This is a genomic window from Paenibacillus wynnii (genome assembly GCF_030812855.1).
Taxonomy (GTDB): domain Bacteria; phylum Bacillota; class Bacilli; order Paenibacillales; family Paenibacillaceae; genus Paenibacillus_AQ; species Paenibacillus_AQ wynnii_A.
In genome coordinates, this window is record NZ_JAUSTK010000011.1 from 79,404 (window position 1) to 97,275 (window position 17,872).

The 17,872-nt window shown below is 44.1% G+C and carries 22 protein-coding genes; 19 read left to right on the forward strand and 3 right to left on the reverse strand.

Going from position 1 to position 17,872, the window contains the following annotated elements; all coding sequences use genetic code 11:
* Nucleotides 1–6 precede the first annotated feature (6 nt).
* From queC to J2T20_RS13020, 7 genes are all read left to right on the forward strand, one after another.
* Nucleotides 7–669, forward strand: coding sequence for a 7-cyano-7-deazaguanine synthase QueC (queC, locus tag J2T20_RS12990; RefSeq protein WP_307588924.1), 663 nt, complete (start codon nucleotides 7–9; stop codon nucleotides 667–669).
* Nucleotides 669–1,151, forward strand: coding sequence for a 6-pyruvoyl trahydropterin synthase family protein (locus J2T20_RS12995; protein ID WP_307588926.1), 483 nt, complete (start codon nucleotides 669–671; stop codon nucleotides 1,149–1,151). Before queC ends, J2T20_RS12995 begins: the two co-directional genes overlap by 1 nt.
* Nucleotides 1,105–1,866: a 7-carboxy-7-deazaguanine synthase QueE gene (queE, locus tag J2T20_RS13000; RefSeq protein ID WP_307588928.1), complete on the forward strand. Its 762-nt coding sequence runs from the start codon at nucleotides 1,105–1,107 to the stop codon at nucleotides 1,864–1,866. The genes J2T20_RS12995 and queE overlap by 47 nt, the downstream gene beginning before the upstream one ends.
* A gap of 128 nt (nucleotides 1,867–1,994) precedes the next feature.
* Nucleotides 1,995–2,513, forward strand: coding sequence for a sigma-70 family RNA polymerase sigma factor (locus tag J2T20_RS13005; RefSeq protein ID WP_036655780.1), 519 nt, complete (start codon nucleotides 1,995–1,997; stop codon nucleotides 2,511–2,513).
* Between the two features lie 31 nt (nucleotides 2,514–2,544).
* A complete protein-coding gene (locus J2T20_RS13010; RefSeq protein WP_307588930.1) occupies nucleotides 2,545–3,678 on the forward strand; it encodes a hypothetical protein in 1,134 nt (377 codons plus the stop codon).
* The gene (locus J2T20_RS13015) at nucleotides 3,675–4,661 is read left to right on the forward strand and encodes an ABC transporter ATP-binding protein (RefSeq protein WP_307588931.1); all 987 of its coding nucleotides are present in this window, start codon (nucleotides 3,675–3,677) and stop codon (nucleotides 4,659–4,661) included. The genes J2T20_RS13010 and J2T20_RS13015 overlap by 4 nt, the downstream gene beginning before the upstream one ends.
* Nucleotides 4,658–5,536, forward strand: a complete 879-nt coding sequence (locus J2T20_RS13020) for an ABC transporter permease (RefSeq protein WP_307588933.1) — start codon at nucleotides 4,658–4,660, stop codon at nucleotides 5,534–5,536. Before J2T20_RS13015 ends, J2T20_RS13020 begins: the two co-directional genes overlap by 4 nt.
* A 60-nt stretch (nucleotides 5,537–5,596) precedes the next feature.
* Here J2T20_RS13020 and J2T20_RS13025 read toward each other — a convergent pair whose 3' ends face one another.
* Entirely contained in the window at nucleotides 5,597–6,040 is a 444-nt protein-coding gene (locus J2T20_RS13025) for a DUF4362 domain-containing protein (RefSeq protein WP_307588935.1), read from the reverse strand.
* Nucleotides 6,041–6,172: 132 nt separating this feature from the next.
* Nucleotides 6,173–6,499: a winged helix-turn-helix transcriptional regulator gene (locus J2T20_RS13030; protein WP_307588937.1), complete on the reverse strand. Its 327-nt coding sequence runs from the start codon at nucleotides 6,497–6,499 to the stop codon at nucleotides 6,173–6,175.
* A 192-nt stretch (nucleotides 6,500–6,691) separates the two neighbouring features.
* On the opposite strand from J2T20_RS13030, the gene J2T20_RS13035 reads away from it, so the two are divergent.
* The 10 genes from J2T20_RS13035 to J2T20_RS13080 all read left to right on the forward strand — a co-directional run bounded on the left by J2T20_RS13035 (nucleotide 6,692) and on the right by J2T20_RS13080 (nucleotide 15,117).
* Nucleotides 6,692–7,471 carry a GTP cyclohydrolase II gene (locus tag J2T20_RS13035; protein ID WP_307588939.1) on the forward strand — a complete coding sequence of 260 codons (780 nt, stop codon included), beginning with the start codon at nucleotides 6,692–6,694 and terminating at the stop codon, nucleotides 7,469–7,471.
* Nucleotides 7,472–7,581: 110 nt separating this feature from the next.
* Nucleotides 7,582–8,634, forward strand: coding sequence for an ABC transporter ATP-binding protein (locus J2T20_RS13040; protein ID WP_307588941.1), 1,053 nt, complete (start codon nucleotides 7,582–7,584; stop codon nucleotides 8,632–8,634).
* Nucleotides 8,627–9,472, forward strand: coding sequence for an ABC transporter permease (locus J2T20_RS13045; RefSeq protein WP_307588943.1), 846 nt, complete (start codon nucleotides 8,627–8,629; stop codon nucleotides 9,470–9,472). The genes J2T20_RS13040 and J2T20_RS13045 overlap by 8 nt, the downstream gene beginning before the upstream one ends.
* On the forward strand, nucleotides 9,435–10,265 hold the full coding sequence (locus J2T20_RS13050) for an ABC transporter permease (RefSeq protein WP_307588945.1): 831 nt from the start codon (nucleotides 9,435–9,437) through the stop codon (nucleotides 10,263–10,265). Before J2T20_RS13045 ends, J2T20_RS13050 begins: the two co-directional genes overlap by 38 nt.
* Nucleotides 10,266–10,459: 194 nt before the next feature.
* Nucleotides 10,460–11,428, forward strand: a complete 969-nt coding sequence (locus tag J2T20_RS13055) for an ROK family protein (RefSeq protein WP_307588947.1) — start codon at nucleotides 10,460–10,462, stop codon at nucleotides 11,426–11,428.
* 330 nt (nucleotides 11,429–11,758) lie between these two features.
* Nucleotides 11,759–12,079 carry a 4'-phosphopantetheinyl transferase family protein gene (locus J2T20_RS13060; protein ID WP_307588949.1) on the forward strand — a complete coding sequence of 107 codons (321 nt, stop codon included), beginning with the start codon at nucleotides 11,759–11,761 and terminating at the stop codon, nucleotides 12,077–12,079.
* A gap of 194 nt (nucleotides 12,080–12,273) precedes the next feature.
* Nucleotides 12,274–12,813 (forward strand): hypothetical protein, encoded by a 540-nt coding sequence (locus J2T20_RS13065; protein WP_307588951.1) that lies wholly within the window; start codon nucleotides 12,274–12,276, stop codon nucleotides 12,811–12,813.
* A 37-nt stretch (nucleotides 12,814–12,850) separates the two neighbouring features.
* On the forward strand, nucleotides 12,851–13,189 hold the full coding sequence (locus tag J2T20_RS13070; RefSeq protein WP_307588953.1) for a DUF6054 family protein: 339 nt from the start codon (nucleotides 12,851–12,853) through the stop codon (nucleotides 13,187–13,189).
* A gap of 85 nt (nucleotides 13,190–13,274) precedes the next feature.
* Nucleotides 13,275–13,859 (forward strand): TetR/AcrR family transcriptional regulator, encoded by a 585-nt coding sequence (locus J2T20_RS13075; protein ID WP_307588955.1) that lies wholly within the window; start codon nucleotides 13,275–13,277, stop codon nucleotides 13,857–13,859.
* 64 nt (nucleotides 13,860–13,923) lie between these two features.
* On the forward strand, nucleotides 13,924–15,117 hold the full coding sequence (locus tag J2T20_RS13080) for an MFS transporter (protein WP_307588957.1): 1,194 nt from the start codon (nucleotides 13,924–13,926) through the stop codon (nucleotides 15,115–15,117).
* Nucleotides 15,118–15,129: 12 nt separating this feature from the next.
* Here the strand turns inward: J2T20_RS13080 and J2T20_RS13085 are convergent, their stop codons facing one another.
* A complete protein-coding gene (locus J2T20_RS13085; protein WP_307589067.1) occupies nucleotides 15,130–15,561 on the reverse strand; it encodes a DUF4395 domain-containing protein in 432 nt (143 codons plus the stop codon).
* A 193-nt stretch (nucleotides 15,562–15,754) separates the two neighbouring features.
* Between J2T20_RS13085 and J2T20_RS13090 the strand changes: the two genes are divergently transcribed.
* Nucleotides 15,755–16,324, forward strand: coding sequence for a TetR/AcrR family transcriptional regulator (locus tag J2T20_RS13090; protein WP_307588959.1), 570 nt, complete (start codon nucleotides 15,755–15,757; stop codon nucleotides 16,322–16,324).
* Between the two features lie 62 nt (nucleotides 16,325–16,386).
* Nucleotides 16,387–17,823, forward strand: coding sequence for a DHA2 family efflux MFS transporter permease subunit (locus J2T20_RS13095; RefSeq protein WP_307589069.1), 1,437 nt, complete (start codon nucleotides 16,387–16,389; stop codon nucleotides 17,821–17,823).
* Nucleotides 17,824–17,872 lie beyond the last annotated feature (49 nt).

A 17,872-nucleotide genomic window follows, 5' to 3' on the forward strand; every position in this document is an offset into this window, starting at 1 on the left:
ACTAAAATGAACAGAAGAGCACTTGTCGTATTTAGCGGCGGGCAGGATAGCACGACCTGTCTAATATGGGCTTTGCAGCAGTTTGAGGAAGTACAGGTGGTAACCTTCAATTATAATCAGCGCCATGCTGCTGAAATTGAAGTTGCGACTGCGATTGCCAATAAATTCAATGTTAAACAACATATTTTGGATTTGGGCTTGCTGAATCAGCTGGCTCCCAATGCTCTGACACGCGATGATATTGAGATTGCTACGGGAGAAGGAAAGGAGCTGCCAAGTACATTCGTAGATGGCAGAAACCTGCTGTTCTTATCTTTTGCCGCAATTATGGCTAAGCAGTTTGACTATAATCACATCGTAACCGGCGTATGTCAGACCGATTTCAGCGGATATCCCGATTGCCGGGATGTATTCGTGAAGTCTTTGAATGTGACGTTGAATCTTTCAATGGACTATGAGTTTGTAATTCACACACCACTGATGTGGCTCGATAAAAAAGAAACTTGGCAAATGGCAGATCAATTGGGTTATTTCGATTATGTCCGTGAGCATACACTAACTTGTTATAACGGCATCATTGGCAGCGGCTGCGGAACCTGTCCGGCTTGCGAGCTGCGCAGCAGAGGGCTTCAGCAATATGAGGCGGAGAGAAAGAAGGTCGACTCTTAATGCTTAACGAGGTTTCAGTATGTAAAATCTTTACCTTTGATTCAGCACATCAATTGGTTGGTCATAAAGGGAAATGCAGTAACCTGCATGGACATACCTATAAGCTTGAGGTTGTTCTAAAGGGGCGCCCCCTCACAACTGGAGGGCATTCGGATGAAGGGTTCGTTATAGATTTCAGTGATATGAAAACCCTTGTAAAAGAAGCCGTGGTTGATCGGCTGGATCACTCTTTTCTGGCCATGGGCAACGAACCTGTTCTGGAAACGCTTGTGAACACAGGCTCCAAGGTATCTCATTTATCCTTTCGTACAACCGTAGAGAATATGTCTTGTTATATCGCATATCAGCTTAAGCTGGCGGGTCTTCCACTATATTCGGTTAAGCTATGGGAGACACCTACTGCATGGGCTGAGGTGCTATCGGAGGATATTCCTGATGAAGGTCCGGCTTACCGCCTGTATGGGGGCTGCGATTGTGAGTAAAATACCTGTTATTGAAATGTTTGGTCCAACTATTCAGGGTGAAGGTGCGGTTATTGGTGTCAAAACCATGTTTGTTCGTACTTACGGCTGTGACTATCGCTGCAGCTGGTGTGATTCTGCATTTACTTGGGACGGCACTGCTAAAGACAAAGTGCGTATGCTGAGTGCCGATGATATCATTGCGGAACTGACGGAGCTTGCCGGCAATAACTTCAATTGTGTAACCATCTCGGGCGGCAATCCTGCTCTAATCGGTGAGGGCATGATGGATCTTATCGTTAAGCTTCAGGAGCGCGGGATAAAGGTAGCTATCGAAACACAGGGCAGCAAATGGCAGGATTGGCTCAGCAGAGTGGATATGCTGACAATCAGCCCTAAGCCGCCAAGTTCAGGTATGAATACGGATTGGTCAGTGTTGGATACAGTTATGATCAAAATAAAGACGGGCAGTGTCTCATCCTACAGCTTGAAAGTTGTCGTTTTTGGAGATGAAGATTACGAGTATGCCCGAACTGTTCATGAAAGATATCCTGAGGTTCCTTTTTACCTTCAGACGGGAAATGAGGATGTAACGGAAGAAGGGGATATCTCAGGTCGGCTGCTGGGACGTCTGGAATGGCTATTCAATAAAGTTATTGAGGATCCCCGAATGAACGATGCACGAGTACTCCCGCAACTGCATGCCCTTATTTGGCATAATAAAAGAGGGAAATAATCCTCCAAATAGAAATAGTAAAGACAGTTCCTATCGATAGGTGCTGTCTTTTTTTCGGCTATACTGATACAAAAAAGCGTTAACCATCGTCTTACTTATAGCTGCAGCAGATAAGGAGGCTTTACCAAATGGAAATTCCGGAGTCCGAAGGGTTTCGAACCATATTTTATGAACACTATCCCATTGTACGCAGAAAACTGGTCGCATTGGTGCGAGATGAAGTTGCTGCCGATGACCTGGCTCAGGATGTATTCTTGAGGTTATACCGTAACCCGCCCAATGATCCAGCCGCGTTAGGTGCTTGGCTACATAGAGTTCTAACTCGGATTGGATACGATTATATGGATAAAAAAGCAAGAGAGCGGAGATTGCAGAGCAAACAGGAGATGTATTTCGATACGGAGGCATCACTACCCTCAGGTGAAGATGCTATGCTGCGTAAACTAGATCAGGAGGATATTCGGGAATGGCTGGATGGACTTCCTGATAGAGACCGACAGGCGCTTCTGCTTCGCTATTCCGGTTACAGTTATACGGAGATCGCAGGGGAGCTTGGTGTTAAGCCGCCGGTTGTAGGGACTCTATTGCACCGCGCTACCCAAAGATTAAGGCAAAATGCAGCAAAGTCACTCCCACAGCTTGATTAGACAGTAAGAGAACGATTAGGAGGTAATAATAATGGCTAACAAACCTATAAATGATGCTAGTGAAAAGCAAAAAATTGAGGAGGCCTGGAGTCTCTTGCAAGGAAAGCTAGCTAATGAGCCGGTAAATCCCATCTGGGCGGAGTGGGGCCAGCTTGCAGAACAATCAACGCCAAATGGCAATGAAGAAGTCACTAGTGCTCATACTACGGATGCAAGTACGCCAATGGTGCAATCCGTATCTCCTTTAGAGTTGCAAGGCAAACTTGGAGTAGATATACAGGCATCGCCACGAACGAAACGTAGAGGGATGAACCGTCGTCGCAAATGGGCCACCGTTGCTGCAGGTGTAGCTGTTTTTGCCGCAATCCTCGCTACACCGGTTGGCAATACAGCAATGGCGTCCATCTTGAATCAATTTCGTATGCAGGATGTAACGGTTGTTAATGAAAGTGACCTGCGAAATATATTCACTCAGATTACAGAGAATGGTGACATTCAAGAGTCGGCTAATAAGTTCGGTATTTTCTCCAGCTCATCAGGTACAATTAACGGTGGACTGCCTTTGGATAAAATTTCAGATACCTTGGGTTATGCGCCTCTAAGCACTGTCGTGACCGATAGCCAGAAGACCGTTAGTGTTAACCCTTCACAAGAGATTACGCTCAATCTTCATGTAGATGAGGTGAACAAAGCAATGAAACGGTTGGGAGCCGAGCAGTTATTGCCCGAATCGATTGATGGGAAGCCGATTACGCTCTCCATCCCTGAAATGGTGAATTACAGCCTATCTCCTGATAAGGAGCATTGGGCTAGCCTAACACAAATGAATACTCCAACAATAACCGTAGATCCCTCTATTAAAGTAGAAGAGGCGGTAGAGGCCATAATTAACTTCCCGCTGCTGCCAGATTATTTGAAATCAAGCTTGAAGCAAAGCCGGATTCTATCTGGTGAAATTCCAATGCCGCTAATTGCGGGGGAGGGTACTGAGCAATTGACTATAGGCAGTACAATCGTCATTATGAACCATTATGACAGCCCTCAAGGAGCTTTGTATGACGCAACATGGGTTCAAAATGGGCAATTGTTTCAGTTCCACGGGGGTGACATTTACGAAGGCAAAGAAAAATTCATAGCGAAGCTTCAGGAGTTGATTAAACCATGAGTGTTGCAGCGATAGAAGCCACAGGATTAACCAAAGAATATTCAAATGGGCGTGGCTGCCGTGACGTATCGATTTCGGTAGGGAAAGGGGAAGCCTTTGGCTTCCTCGGCCCTAACGGTGCCGGGAAAAGTACCTTTGTCAAAATGCTTGTGGGCCTCATTAATCCTTCATATGGGAGTGCAACTATATTAGGCCACAAGATCGGATCACTGGAAGCTAAATCATTAATAGGTTATTTGCCGGAATTGTATCGATATCAAGAATGGCTGACCGGAGAAGAAGTGATAAGACTTCATGCACGACTATGCAAGATGGAACGTTCCACTGCAGATCAACGAATTCCAGAGCTACTTGAGAAAGTTGGGATTGGAAGGCGTGGAAGGGACCGGGTTAAGCATTATTCCAAAGGGATGCAGCAGCGCCTGGGTCTTGCTTGTGCACTGGTTAATGATCCTGCTATCTTATTTCTAGATGAACCGTCTTCCGCACTGGATCCGATTGGCAGAATGGAAGTAAGAACAATTCTGGAGAACTTGAAGAAAAAGGGGACAACGATATTCCTTAACTCCCACCTTCTAGAAGATGTTGAATTGTTATGTGACCGGATGGCACTTTTAAATGATGGTGTGATCCTGCGTCATGGTAAAGTATCCGAGGTACTGAATAAGCGAACAAGCTGGCATTTTAAAGTCGGCGGGTTTTCGCCTTTTTTGCTGTCTTGGTTGAATGAACGCAGTGGTTTGCAAATCAGGATTTCTACCTCTAATGGTGACTCCACTGCTTTGGAGTTCTCATCGTCCCTGGACAGCAGTGTAGTGTGGTTAGAAGCTGAACTGGAGAATGAGGAGCAAGCTGGATGGCTGAATGCTCTGATTGTAGAGCAAGGAATGACTCTATATGAGGTTTCACATAAGAAAGAACGTCTGGAAGAATGGTTTATGAGTGCCGTATCGGGTCTCAGCCATAGAGGTGAACGGGCATGAACATAATCATGAGTATGACATGGAAGGAATTACTGCGGAAAAGGGTTATGCTGCTTACATTGATCATGACTGTAGTATTTCTAATCGGGTTCTGGTTTGTGGCTGGAGCCATTGGGGGAAATGATTCATTCGAGGGCACTGATATAAATAGTGCTGAGCAGTTGATACAACGTTTTGCGAATGGAGCATTCATTTTAACGTTCGGTTTTTTCTTTGGAGCGTTTGTAATTGCATTTCTGTCCATTTTCAGCTCCTTCTCAGCTTTATCTGGAGAAGCAGAGCAGGGAGTGCTGCAGGCGTTACTTCCCCGGCCTCTTCCGCGCTGGAAATGGTATCTTGGACGTTGGCTTGGATACGTAATATTCGGAGCGGCTTATGCTTTGCTGCTGTTTATAGCTATTTTACTTATAACTCAAGCCCATGCTGCTATTCCTAGAGATTTGTTTATTTTATTAAAATCTTTTCTACTGTTCGCATCCGTTGTCCCGGTGATCATTTCAATTTCAATGCTTGGCTCGGGATTTTTATCGGCTATTGGTAATGGAGTCTTTATGACCATGCTCTACGGAGCAGGATGGCTTGGGGGGATGATTGACAAAGTAAGCGGATCCCTTCCTTTAAAGCCCGATGCCCTTCAGTCTCTTCAAAATATGACGGGATTGATGTCACTGATCATACCAGCAGATGGCTTACAACGTAAAATGATTGCTGAGCTCTTCAGCTTTAATGAGTTGAGCGGCATGTTACCGATTAATGAGAGCTTCTTCGGAGTTGCTGATGCGATACCGTCTAATTCTTTTGTTATCTATGCTGTTTTGTATACGGTAGTTGTACTTTTAATGGGGATGTATCGTTTTGAACGAAAAGATTTATAAAAAAACCCTCTTGAATCGTCAGCCGACTTCCAGTTCGGCTGTAACCTCAAGAGGGTTTTCTCATAGAGCAGCAGGTATAGATAAGATTTCGATATCCTGCTTCATTGGCGACTCATCCTGGTCAGTGCGCTGACAGTTGAGCAATTGATAACTAATTGAATCCTTCTCTTTTGTTTTGCTTAGTTTTTCACAAGTATATGTAGTCATATGGCTGCCATTTTTGTCTTTTCTCGAATCGTCTTTTAGAAGTATTACACCTTGTTTACGGGTTAAATATAGAAATATAGGATCGCCTTCCTTGGTGAACCGAGCGATTCTAATCTCATTTCCCTTCTCCAACTGAACCCCGTTATAAAATTCGTCCATTTTGTCGATGTTGCCCACCACGCCGTAGTCAGAAACAACATCGCCGTGCTGGATGGCTTCTTCAGGAGTCGATATTCGGCCACAGGCGGGTATTAGTAGAGTAAACAACACCATAGATAACCAGAACCGATTCTTCATCCTAAAAATTCCTCCTGTAGAAGAGAATATGTATAAGCATATATATGTTGTAAGTATAATTTAAAATAGACATAAAAGCCCTTTTGTTTTCCTGTTAAGGAAGCCAAAAGGGCTTTTAGATGAACCGCAGCATTAATTGTTTACGCCGATCTTTACCCACTCCGTTGACCAATTGCCGATTTCTCCAAGAATGGGGGCCAACGCAGTACCTTTACTTGTAAGCGAATATTCAATCCTCACAGGCATCTCCGGATAAACGGTACGCTCAATGATTCCTTCATTCTCCATTTCCTTAAGTCGATCTGACAAAACTTTGCCGCTGAGATTAGACAGACAGTGCTCAATTTCACCAAACCGGCGTGGGCCGGGCATAAGAACGAATACGATGAGCGCTACCCAACGCTTACTTAGCAAATCAACTGCTTTTTCAAAGCGTGGACACATTTCAAAATCATTCATCAGCATCACCCCTGCGTTCATTATATCACAAACTTACAAAAAGTAATTATAAATATTTAAATATATGTTATTACTTGACGAACTTATATTACAATGATAAACTAACTTACAAATAGTTACTAAGCAAAAGTGTTTATTTAAATCCCGTGATTCTATATACTTATAATATGACCTACAAGGATGGTGTGTTTCATGATTAAACCAGATATCGTTTCGATCTTGAAGAATAAAATACAAAAAATTACTGTAAATGACTCCGCGAACATACTCGTAGGCCCTATTACTTTGCCTGTGAATCTTGATGGAGAGACCGTTAATTTCAAATGGTACAGCTGGCTTAATGTAACCGATGAAGAGTTGCTTAAGGATGGTAGCGGAGACATGACAGCGGCATTAATCTCCCGGTTGTCCTCTCTAAATCTAGCCGAAGGGCAGCAGTCGAGTGTGCTGGTATACGGTGACTTTGAGGGATCGGAGGAAGCGTTAATTCGGATGCACAGCATATGCCACACCGGCGATATTTTTGGCAGCAAGCGCTGTGATTGCGGTTTTCAGCTTCACCAATCCATGAAAATGATCGTCGACAATGGTTCGGGTGCTCTGTGCTACTTAGCCAACCATGAGGGAAGAGGTATCGGGCTGTTCAGCAAGGCAATGGCTTATATTTTGCAGGAAGAAGGATATGATACTGTAGAAGCGAACCTCGAATTAGGGTTTTCGGACGATGTTAGAAGCTACTCAGATGCCATTAGTGTGCTGCAGCATTTGCGCCAAAAACCGGTGACTCTAATTACTAATAACCCTAAGAAGCTGGAAGCTTTGAAGGCCGCTGGAATGAACGCCGTAAAACGGGCTCCGCTCTGGGGTGATGTATCTATTTTTAATGAAAAATATCTGCGGACTAAGGTTGCCCGTTCAGGTCATTTGGAGGTCGTAAAAGATACGGATCTAGTTGAGGGAAGACTGGCTTAATTAATAAAATATCGGAATCACTGCCATGAAAATCAAAATGGGTGGTGATTTTTTTATATGTACATTATAATGGATAGTTGAACCCTATACTTAGATTAGAGAGGTACACTATGACTGCGATACAAGTGCAGGACTTAAGAAAAACATTCAAAGTCCAGAAAAACCGCGAGGGTCTAAAAGGGGCATTCGCTGATTTGTTTAAACGGGAATTTCAGGAAGTGACAGCGGTTAAAGACATATCCTTCAATATTCCTGAGGGAGAGATCTGTGGTTACATCGGGGAGAACGGGGCCGGTAAGTCTACGACGATCAAAATGCTTACAGGCATTCTGGTACCTACCTCCGGCAGTCTAACCGTTGGCGGATATGTACCCTATTTGGAGCGGGAGAAATTTGTCCGTAATATCGGAGTTGTCTTCGGGCAGCGCAGCCAGTTATGGTGGGATATCGGTGTCATTGAGTCTTTCCAGCTGTTGCGTAAGGTCTACCGCGTGTCAGAACAGGATTTCAAGAAACGATTGGATGAACTCGTGGAACGCTTGGAACTGCAGGAACTGCTCAATCGTCCCGTCCGTAAGCTAAGTTTGGGACAGCGGATGCGTTGTGAGTTAGTCGCTGCATTACTGCATAATCCTTCGATTCTGTTTCTCGATGAGCCGACCATTGGTCTCGATATTGTGGTGAAATCCGAAATCCGTGAGTTTCTCAAGGATATGAACCGCCAGCATGGTACGACCATTTTGCTGACAACGCATGATTTACAGGATATTGAAGCTCTTTGTTCACGGGTTATTATGTTGGATGACGGACGTATTATTTATGACGGGGGTCTGGAAGATCTTAAACAGCGCTGGGGAACCGGACGCGAAGTCATTTTTCAATTCGGAAAAGCAACAAAGCTCCAGCAACTCGAACATTGGACAGAGGGTATGCCTGTTTCCTGGTCTGCTGAGAATGATCTTGGCGCGAAGGTCTGGATTCCGCTTGATCTGAATGTATCGGATGTGCTGGGACGTGTTGTAGGACAGGCAGATATAACGGATATCAAAATCATCGAGACCAATACGGATGACATCGTGCGCAGTATTTACAAATCAGGTTCCGCGGAAAAGCCGGATGAATCTGCAGATGGGAAGGACGAGGAAGAGGTTATCCATGTCTAGTCTCGAAACCAAGAAAAGTGGACGCAAACTTCTCTTAGGAGCTTATATTGATTTTATCCGCATCCGATTCCTGACCATGCTGGCTTACAGAGTGAACTATTATACCGGTATTCTTATCTATTCCCTTAATATCGGTGTTAACTATTTTACTTGGAAAGCTATTTATGGGGAGGGTGGCTCGGCAGGTGCTGCTCTAGGCGGCTTCACATTAACACAAATGACATCTTACCTAGCTGTATCCTGGATGGCCCGGGCATTTTATTTTAATAACTTGGATCGAGAAATATCCACGGATATTCGGGATGGAAGTATCGCCATACAATTCATTCGGCCTTATAACTATGTTATGGTCAAAATGATGCAAGGGCTCGGGGAAGGTATGTTCCGTTTCATGTTGTTCATGATACCCGGTATGACCATTGCTATGTTATTATTTCCGGTGCAATTACCGACAGATCCTACGGCTTGGACGGGTTTCCTGGTCATGCTGTTCTTCAGCTTTCTGATCAATACACAGATTAATGTAATCACAGGACTCTCTGCATTCTTTGTTGAGAATAATGAAGGCATGATGCGTATGAAGCGTGTAATCGTCGACTTGTTCTCCGGATTAATCGTACCGATCAGTTTATTCCCAGGCTGGCTGTCCTCCATTCTGAAGCTGCTTCCTTTCCAGGCCATTACTTATCTCCCAGGGTCTGTTTTTACGGGACAAGTGAAGGGTGTAGGGATTTGGAATGTACTTGGAATTCAGATCTTCTGGTTTTTGGCACTGCTGATTCCAATGGTCTGGTTATATCATGCGGCGCGGCAGCGGCTGTTCGTGCAGGGAGGGTGAGCTAAACTTGTATTACTTGGGACTAATTATCGAGTATTTGAAGAACTATATGAAAACCCGGCTTACCTACCGCGCTGACTTTTGGGTAGAGGTAATCTCGGATTTATTATTTCAGGCCACCAATTTTATTTTTATTCTGGTGATCTTCATGCATACAAACAGCCTGGCTGGCTGGAGCCAAAGTGAAGTTATCTTCGTATATGGATTCTTCATGGTTCCATTCGGACTGTTTGGTTGCTTCGTAAATATGTGGAATTTCAGTGAGCGCTACATTACCAAAGGTGAAATGGACCGGGTACTTACACGTCCAGCTCATAACTTGTTTCAAATATTTCTGGAGAATATAGATCCGCCTTCTTTATTTGGTTCCATCATCGGACTGATTATTATGGCGATCAGCGGTACACAGTTGGGATTGCCGTTTGAATGGTGGACCATACCAGCACTTATTATTTTGTCTCTAAGTGCCGTGGCGATATATGCCGGCATTTATACAGCCTTAACGTCGCTGTCATTCTACTCGGATGCGCCGACAGGTATTATCCCGCTGATGTATAACATCCAGAACTATGGCCGTTATCCGGTAACGATCTACAATCGGGCGATTCAGGTGCTGTTAACTTGGATTTTGCCGTTTGCTTTTGTGGGCGTGTATCCCGCAGCTATATTTCTACAACGAGAAGAAATGATGAAGATCGCACTCTTAACCCCGGTTATGGGAGCCATCTTTGCGGGAATCGGTTTGGTAGCGTGGAATTATGGAGTTAAAAGGTATAAGGGAGCAGGTTCCTAGTGGTAGATGTTTCACAATTAAGTTGGGCGGTCCGGAGCAGAAATGTTACTGGGCTGCTTTTTTTGTTATAGAGAGGGTCGATCCACGGAATATTGGAAAAATGCCTCAAACCTATATTATTAAACTATCAAATTTGCGTTCAGTTCGGCATAATGGAAGATAATGTATTGATAAATTACTAATGGAGTGAGTTTATGAAAAATTACTTAGTAGGTATTGATCTAGGCGGAACCAATATTAAAGCAGGGATATACCATTCGGACCTTAGGGCAATTAATGAGATCTCGATTCCAACCGAGGCTGGTCTAGGGCCGCAACATGTACTGAGTCGCATACGCGAAGCCGTTCGTGTACTAATAGTGAAAACGAATTTATCATTGGAAGACATTAAAGGAATGGGGATAGGCATACCAGGTCTTTTAGATCCTGTGGAGGGATTGTCTATATTTTCACCAAACTTTCCGGACTGGGACCATATACATATTATTAATGAGATGAAGGATTATTATGACTTTCCTGTTTTCATAGATAATGATGTGAGGGTTAATTTGTATGGAGAATGGCTTCACGGTGCTGGTAGGGGATATAACAACCTCATTTTGATCACACTTGGGACTGGACTTGGTTCTGGGATCGTTAACGAGGGAAAAGTATTGTATGGTACATCATACAGTGCGGGGGAAATCGGACATATGAATATGTATAGAGTCGGGCGTCCTTGTAAATGTGGTAGCTCTGGTTGCTTGGGCAGATATGTGTCAGCGGTAGGGATGGTGAATACCTTTAAGGAGAAGTTGCGTGAAGGTAGAACAAGCATTATTCAGGAGTGGGTCAATCATGATCCTGAAGCAATACAAGCTGTAATGATCTCCAAAGCTTATGATCTTGAAGATGCCTTGGCTATTGAGGTGATGCATGAAACGGGCAGCGTGCTTGGTTTTGGCTTGTCCAATGTTATAAATATGCTTAACCCAGAGCTCGTCATTGTCGGTGGAGGTATGGCAGCAGCGGGGGACAGATTGTTGAATACCGTTCGCGAAACTGTGAGCAATCATGCCCTCAAGCTTTCCGGAAGTAAATGCAGAATTGTTCAAGCGGAGCTGGGAAACCGTGCAGGAACCATTGGGGCTGCTTCATATGCTCGTAGTAAGATGCTTGGATAAATAGATAGCACAAAATGGGTACGAATAGTGCATTACTGGATGGTAAACCCTATATAAAATACTCGTCCTATAATTATCTTGGTTATGTAGTTAGAAGGAGGCGTTAATGTCCATGCAGGTTATAGCAGTGTCACTTGGATCAGGATCTGCCTTTTCAATACCGGATATTCTACCCTACATATCTTCTGAACACAGGCCCGTGAGCAAACGGCTGAAACGTGAGGGTGATTTACGCAGATCTATAATCGGAGATATTATGGTCCGAATGATCGCCATGGATGTCGAGGGGAATTTAACCTCTCACACTCCGGGAACTGGGTGGTTGGAATTGTGGGTCGAAAACGCCATCGAGTCAGTATCGATATTCAGAAGATGGGCGTTGTAAATCCTTCTCTTTCCAGGTATACGATGTCACCCGCAGAAATGCAAAAGTTCTTTTTCTTGAATCCAGATGAACAGAAGCAGTATTTCTATGAGCTGTGGACGCGAAAAGAAAGCTATTTGAAGATGGAGGGAATCGGTGTAACTGTTCAGATGGGATCAGTTTTTTCGAATGAGAGTTCTATGAATTCTGAAATTCCATATCCCAAAAACGGAAACTTGGCTTACTTCACTGCCGGGAACAATCGGCACAGAGCTGCTCGAGAGTAAATGATATGCATACGGAGTTCGTCCCTATAGAGGCTGAAATTGAAGAGAGAGGATTACAGCTTCAGTAATATCCATCATGAAAAGCGATGACGATTGTTTTTGGCTTCCGTTATTGCTTTTTTTGTTACGAAGAATTGTACGCACCCTTATGTCGCATGATATGCTGTATATATCTTACAATCAGGAGGATCACGATGAGACGAGACATTCAGCAAGTCCCTTTCGGTTACGTGCCGTCGGTAGAAGAACGTAAAGGAACACTAGTATTTTACGACTCATTTGAACATATAACTGACCAAGAGCTGCAAATTGCGGCAAAGGCAGCCGTGGATCGCCAGTTTACCAAGCTTGTCCTTTATCCGCTGCATGAGGAAACTGTAAGAAGGATGTCAAAAGAGCCTGTGCTCGCTTTTCATAAGAGAGAGGACCGGCTGCATGAGTGGAAACGGGAGCAGGGGCGATCCTACATTACTGTGGAGGGATTGGAAGGAAAACGCAAGAAGTATACACCTATTGACTCTGCACTCCGCCATATCGCCGATGTCTATCCGTCTCCTTATTTTCTCTATCTAACCCCCGAGATGGCAAATCAATTCGCCTCTTTTTCTTCTTTTGAAGAGTGGATCGTGAAGCTGCGCCTGCTACTCTCTGCTGCACCTACCCGTCTGCACCCCCGTTTGGAGAAATACCGCCATCGCTGGAATGTTGTTGGAGAAGAAGATTCAGATTCATAATTAAAATAGGAACAAAAGTTGAGAAGGCGGTGTTGGGATGTCTGTTACAGATAGCTTCAATGTTAGTCTCTCTCCGGTAGAAGCCCTGTCGTTAGTCAAGACTGGGCTGTCGGAGAATGCTGAGCTAGTTCACGAGGAACTAAATAATATTGGGACTAATCTTTCCATTGGGACATTAATTTATGAACGTTATTTCTTCAGATCTGGCAATCAGGCAGGACTTGTTATCATCATTGATAATTTGCAGGGAGTCACAAATGTTCGGTTAATTGCGGTGGGGAGTTCAAACAGCCTTATTTTTAAAATAGATTGGGGCGCTGGCAAAAGCTTTGCCTCATCCGCGGAGAAGGTATTATCCAGCTATATTATCGATTAAAATGAGCCTAACGGCTCATTCTTGCAGTTTTCTTGACTGATCGTTCAAGAAAACTTATACTGATTCAGTAAAGGAGAGTGAGATTATGGCCAGACATAAAGAATTTGATCAGGAGCAGGCGCTGGACAATGCATTGGATCTCTTCTGGACCAAAGGCTTTGAGCGAACCTCCATACAGGATTTGTGTACACATTTGGGAATTCATAGGGGCAGCCTGTATGACACCTTTGGTGATAAGCAGGCGCTGTTTTTAGCTTGTCTGGATCGATTTCAACATAACTCGGAGGAACAGTATTATTTTATATTGGATGAAGAGGGTCCAACCAAAGAAGTATTGGGACGTTTTTTCACCAAAGTTATTGATTACTCTATGAATAATGCGAACCAACGACGCGGCTGTTTTATGACTAATACCGCAATGGAGGTTGCTGTAAGCGACCCGATTGTAGCAAATCGAGTAGAAGCTTACTCCATTCATGTAGAAACATTGTTCTACAACTTTTTGCTGCGTGCACAGAAGAACGGCGAGATTAAGGGTAAGCATAACCTTCGGGCATTGGCTCGGTTTTTAGCTACTACCAAGCAAGGTATACATGTAACAGCAAAGACGGCACCCGACCGCAGCGTGTTAGAGGACGTTTGTAAAGTAGCGCTTTCTGTGGTGATTTAATTTTTTTTTGTACTTATTTTGAACGAACGTTCAAGAATAAAAAAGAGTAGGAGAGGATTGACCAATGAAAAGAATGCTGTGGGTGCTGCTAGCGATGTCAATTGGAGCTACTTATCCTTCACCAATTTTCCCGCTATATCAAGATCATTTCAATTTATCCAGCCTGGGGATTACGTTATTATTCGCGTCCTATGCGATTTGTCTGCTGCCTTCCTTATTAATTGTAGGTTCGAAAGGGAAGTCATGGGGATATCGAAAAGTGCTCATCATAAGTGTGCTGATATCTCTTGTGGCCACAATACTATTTATGACAGCGGGTCAAGCGTGGATGCTTTATGTGGGACGGATGTTCGAGGGGATTGCTTATGGCACATTTACGGGCTGTGCGGCTGCATACCTTTTTATACAAACTCCACCCGAGAAAAGAGGTATCGCATTAACGTTGTCAGGTATCACGATCTCGGTAGGCTTTGGACTCGGACCAGCGATTAGCGGCTTGATGATACAATATGCGGATTACCAGCCTCTTCACTTCCCCTTTGCTTTATTAAGTCTGCTGTTAATCAGTTCCTTGATTGCCCTGTATTCTCTCGCAGAGGATTCTTCCGTAAAGCAGGGGATTGCACCGTCGAAGATTTCCCTTGGAATACCAAAGGAGATCTCCGCACATTTTCGGTCCTTTATCGGTTTGTCAATCTTTATGGTCTTTACGCTAAACGGGATTGTTCTGTCCCTAATCCCTTCCTTTACTAAAAATGTGATCCATAGCTCCAATCTCTCCATTTCTGGACTGCTTATCCTACTGCTGCTCGGTGGAGGCGCTATGTCTCAATTAATCCGCTGGCCGCTCAAGAGTGTGGTCAGAATTCGCTGGGGATTAATTATGCTGTTAATAGGGTCATGCTTTACTATAGTAGCCGGTGAGACCTCTCAGCTCGCCTTTCTGTGGATTGGAATTCTCATTCAGGCCGTGGGTTCGGGGTGGACCTTTCAGGTTAGTCTGCGTCTGGCTGGCAGTCTGCCTAAGCCTGAGGAACGTCCCCAAGTCATTTCTACGTATTATCTTGCCGCGTACTCTGGATTTATAGTTCCTATAGTAGGTGTTGGAACGCTATCTTACTTTTTCAGCTTAGATTCAGCCCTTATTATTCTTAATGCTCTCGGTGCTATGGTGATTTTCTATATACTCTTGTATTCGATCCGGTTTCAGAAATATTATGCGAAGAAGGAGAGTGTTCTCCTTAGAACCTCCCGTTAATTTGGGACACACTTATTGATTTCTTAGTTTACGTCTATAGCTGTACATTTTCCAATGATAATGAATGAAGCAACCGATGCAGAAGCCGAGGATGGCTACAGTTGCCGCTACAGCCACTAACGTTGTAAAGATGTATGCGGCGATAGTCCAGCTTGCGATAAAGCTGATCAGACCCGCAGTAAGGCAGAAGACTGCAATACTTTGGTTAAACTGCTGCTGGTCCCTATCCTCCAGAAGATAGGACGATTTCTCTTTTCTCAAAAATGTCGCCGCTAGCTTAATCACGGGGTTATATCCAAACAAAAGGCCAGTCAATCCGGCAGCCAGAGGTAGAGCGAGTATCCAATATTGGCTTGTGATCCAGGTTAGCAGAACGGAAAGCACAATGAACGCCTGATTAGTTTTAACTAGTGGGAGGGGTATGCCCCTAGAGATGTCACTGATGTCACTCACGAATAAATCACACCTTTCTTATCGGAATATTAATAGTATGTGTATTTTGAGGTAAATTGGGTAGTGTTATCCAACGTTCAATCCTGTATATTTTAAAATTTAACTAAAATTTGATTGACGAATAGAATCTGGTATGGTTTTATTATGTAGACCAATCGTTATAATTGCAAAGGAAGTGACAGGCATGTCAAACAAGCCTAACTCACGTGAGGCGATTCTCGATACGGCTTCAAGGTTGTTCTTCACACAAGGCTATCACGCCACAGGTCTGAATCAGATTATTAAGGATAGTGATTCCCCTAAGGGTTCCTTATATCATTATTTCCCAAAAGGTAAGGAGGAACTGGCTTTAACCTGTATCAACCGTACTAGTGAAGTTGTTGCTCAAAAGCTAAGGTACCTTATTGAAACCAGTGGGAGCACAACAGAAGCAATGGTGGAATTTATCCAAGGAATGGCAATGGATGCGGTGAAAACTTCGTTTGAGGGGGTAGTTCCGTTCAGCTTCTGGTTAGCGGTGGAGACCTCTTGCATTAGTCAGGAGCTGCGAACGGCATGTCAATGCGTATTCAAAGACTGGCAGGAGGTAGTGATGTTACGTCTTATGGAAGAAGGTGTAGAGGAACAGTCTGCTGCGGATAAAGCATCCGTAGTCATCTCCTTATTTGAAGGAGCGCTGCTTCAGACACTTACTTATCGGGATGAACGTCCGTTACTTGCAGCGGCTAAGATGATTCCAGTACTGCTTGGCTAAAGAGAAAAAACACACATCAGGAGGATACAAGAGTGGAAACTGAATTAAAAGGAACACTACCTATAGAAGAAAGAAAGTTTCGTACAATTCCCATCCTAATTTCACTACTGCTCAGTGGATTTATTGGAATGTTCAGTGAAACAGCGTTAAATGTCGCACTCAGCGACTTGATGAAAGTTCTGGAAATTACACCTTCTACAGCCCAATGGCTAACAACGGCATATCTGCTTACCTTAGGGATTCTCGTACCTATTTCCGGGCTGCTGTTACAATGGTTTACTACGAGACAGTTGTTTGTTGCTGCATTATGCTTCTCCATTCTGGGAACGTTTTTGGCGGCAATATCTCCAACCTTTGGTTTTTTACTTACCGCTAGAGTAGTTCAGGCGATGGGGACAGCGCTGCTTCTGCCGCTCATGTTCAATACTATACTGGTCATTATAGCGCCTGAAAAACGGGGTGCGGCCATGGGGATGATTGGTCTTGTCATTATGGTTGCTCCGGCTATCGGCCCTACGATTGCAGGGTTGTTGATTGAAAACCTGAGCTGGCATTGGATATTCTGGCTATCCTTGCCGTTCCTTATTATTGCTCTGTTCTTCGGGATTATCTATATGCAGAATGTAACGAAGGTGACGAAGCCAAGTATTGATGTATTGTCTATTGTATTGTCCTCCATTGGTTTTGGTGGAATTGTGTACGGTTTTAGCAGTGCCGGTGAAGCTGAAGGGTGGTCAAACCCTAAAGTTATTATTTCATTAATAGCTGGTGTTATCTCTCTCGGTTTGTTTGTTTACCGTCAGCTATCTATGAAGCAGCCGATGATCAACCTGCGTGCTTTTAAATATCCAATGTTTGTAGTCGGTTTGTTGATGGTCTTGATCTGCATGATGGTTATCCTGTCCGCTATGCTGATTCTACCGATGTATTTGCAGCAAGGACAAAACTACTCGGCCTTCAAGGCTGGATTGCTGCTCCTCCCCGGCGGGCTTATTAACGGACTGATGTCACCGCTTATGGGCCGCTTGTTTGATAAATACGGTCCTAAATGGCTGGTCATTCCGGGATTGGTGATTATAGCGGTATCCTTGTGGTTCTTCTCCAGTATTACGGCCACTTCCACGGTAATATTCGTAATCGTACTGCATAGTGCGCTAATGATTGGCGTATCCATGGTGTTCATGCCGGCACAAACGAACGGTATTAATCAACTGCCGATGGAACTGTATCCGGACGGGACGGCTATTATGAATACTCTGCAACAGGTAGCCGGTGCCATTGGTACTGCACTCGCGGTTAGTATTATGACAGCCGGTTCAAAAAGCTACTTATCCGGTGTAGAGGATCCCAAGAATCCCGTTCATTTATTACCTGCCTTCACACAGGGCGTGCAAAACGCCTTCATATTTGGCATGATCATGGCGGCTGTAGGTATTATCCTATCATTTTTTATCAAGCGAGTTATCATTCAGCACAAGAGTCAGGTATCAACGCATTAAGTGAAATCGAGGCAACTAAAAAAGTTCTCTTACTAATTCAAGGTTCAAT

Bases quoted from the DNA above. Each gene is read 5' to 3' on its own strand.
- J2T20_RS13050 (WP_307588945.1), top strand. From the start codon at position 9,435: ATGCGGCGCGGCAGCGGCTGTTCGTGCAGGGAGGGTGAGCTAAACTTG.
- J2T20_RS13045 (WP_307588943.1), top strand. From the start codon at position 8,627: ATGTCTAGTCTCGAAACCAAGAAAAGTGGACGCAAACTTCTCTTAGGA.
- J2T20_RS13055 (WP_307588947.1), top strand. From the start codon at position 10,460: ATGAAAAATTACTTAGTAGGTATTGATCTAGGCGGAACCAATATTAAA.
- J2T20_RS13020 (WP_307588933.1), top strand. From the start codon at position 4,658: ATGAACATAATCATGAGTATGACATGGAAGGAATTACTGCGGAAAAGG.
- J2T20_RS13070 (WP_307588953.1), top strand. From the start codon at position 12,851: ATGTCTGTTACAGATAGCTTCAATGTTAGTCTCTCTCCGGTAGAAGCC.
- J2T20_RS13030 (WP_307588937.1), bottom strand. From the start codon at position 6,499: ATGAATGATTTTGAAATGTGTCCACGCTTTGAAAAAGCAGTTGATTTG.
- queC (WP_307588924.1), top strand. From the start codon at position 7: ATGAACAGAAGAGCACTTGTCGTATTTAGCGGCGGGCAGGATAGCACG.
- J2T20_RS13080 (WP_307588957.1), top strand. From the start codon at position 13,924: ATGAAAAGAATGCTGTGGGTGCTGCTAGCGATGTCAATTGGAGCTACT.
- J2T20_RS13090 (WP_307588959.1), top strand. From the start codon at position 15,755: ATGTCAAACAAGCCTAACTCACGTGAGGCGATTCTCGATACGGCTTCA.
- J2T20_RS13035 (WP_307588939.1), top strand. From the start codon at position 6,692: ATGATTAAACCAGATATCGTTTCGATCTTGAAGAATAAAATACAAAAA.
- J2T20_RS13015 (WP_307588931.1), top strand. From the start codon at position 3,675: ATGAGTGTTGCAGCGATAGAAGCCACAGGATTAACCAAAGAATATTCA.
- J2T20_RS12995 (WP_307588926.1), top strand. From the start codon at position 669: ATGCTTAACGAGGTTTCAGTATGTAAAATCTTTACCTTTGATTCAGCA.
- J2T20_RS13040 (WP_307588941.1), top strand. From the start codon at position 7,582: ATGACTGCGATACAAGTGCAGGACTTAAGAAAAACATTCAAAGTCCAG.
- J2T20_RS13025 (WP_307588935.1), bottom strand. From the start codon at position 6,040: ATGAAGAATCGGTTCTGGTTATCTATGGTGTTGTTTACTCTACTAATA.
- J2T20_RS13010 (WP_307588930.1), top strand. From the start codon at position 2,545: ATGGCTAACAAACCTATAAATGATGCTAGTGAAAAGCAAAAAATTGAG.
- J2T20_RS13065 (WP_307588951.1), top strand. From the start codon at position 12,274: ATGAGACGAGACATTCAGCAAGTCCCTTTCGGTTACGTGCCGTCGGTA.
- queE (WP_307588928.1), top strand. From the start codon at position 1,105: ATGAAGGTCCGGCTTACCGCCTGTATGGGGGCTGCGATTGTGAGTAAA.
- J2T20_RS13075 (WP_307588955.1), top strand. From the start codon at position 13,275: ATGGCCAGACATAAAGAATTTGATCAGGAGCAGGCGCTGGACAATGCA.
- J2T20_RS13005 (WP_036655780.1), top strand. From the start codon at position 1,995: ATGGAAATTCCGGAGTCCGAAGGGTTTCGAACCATATTTTATGAACAC.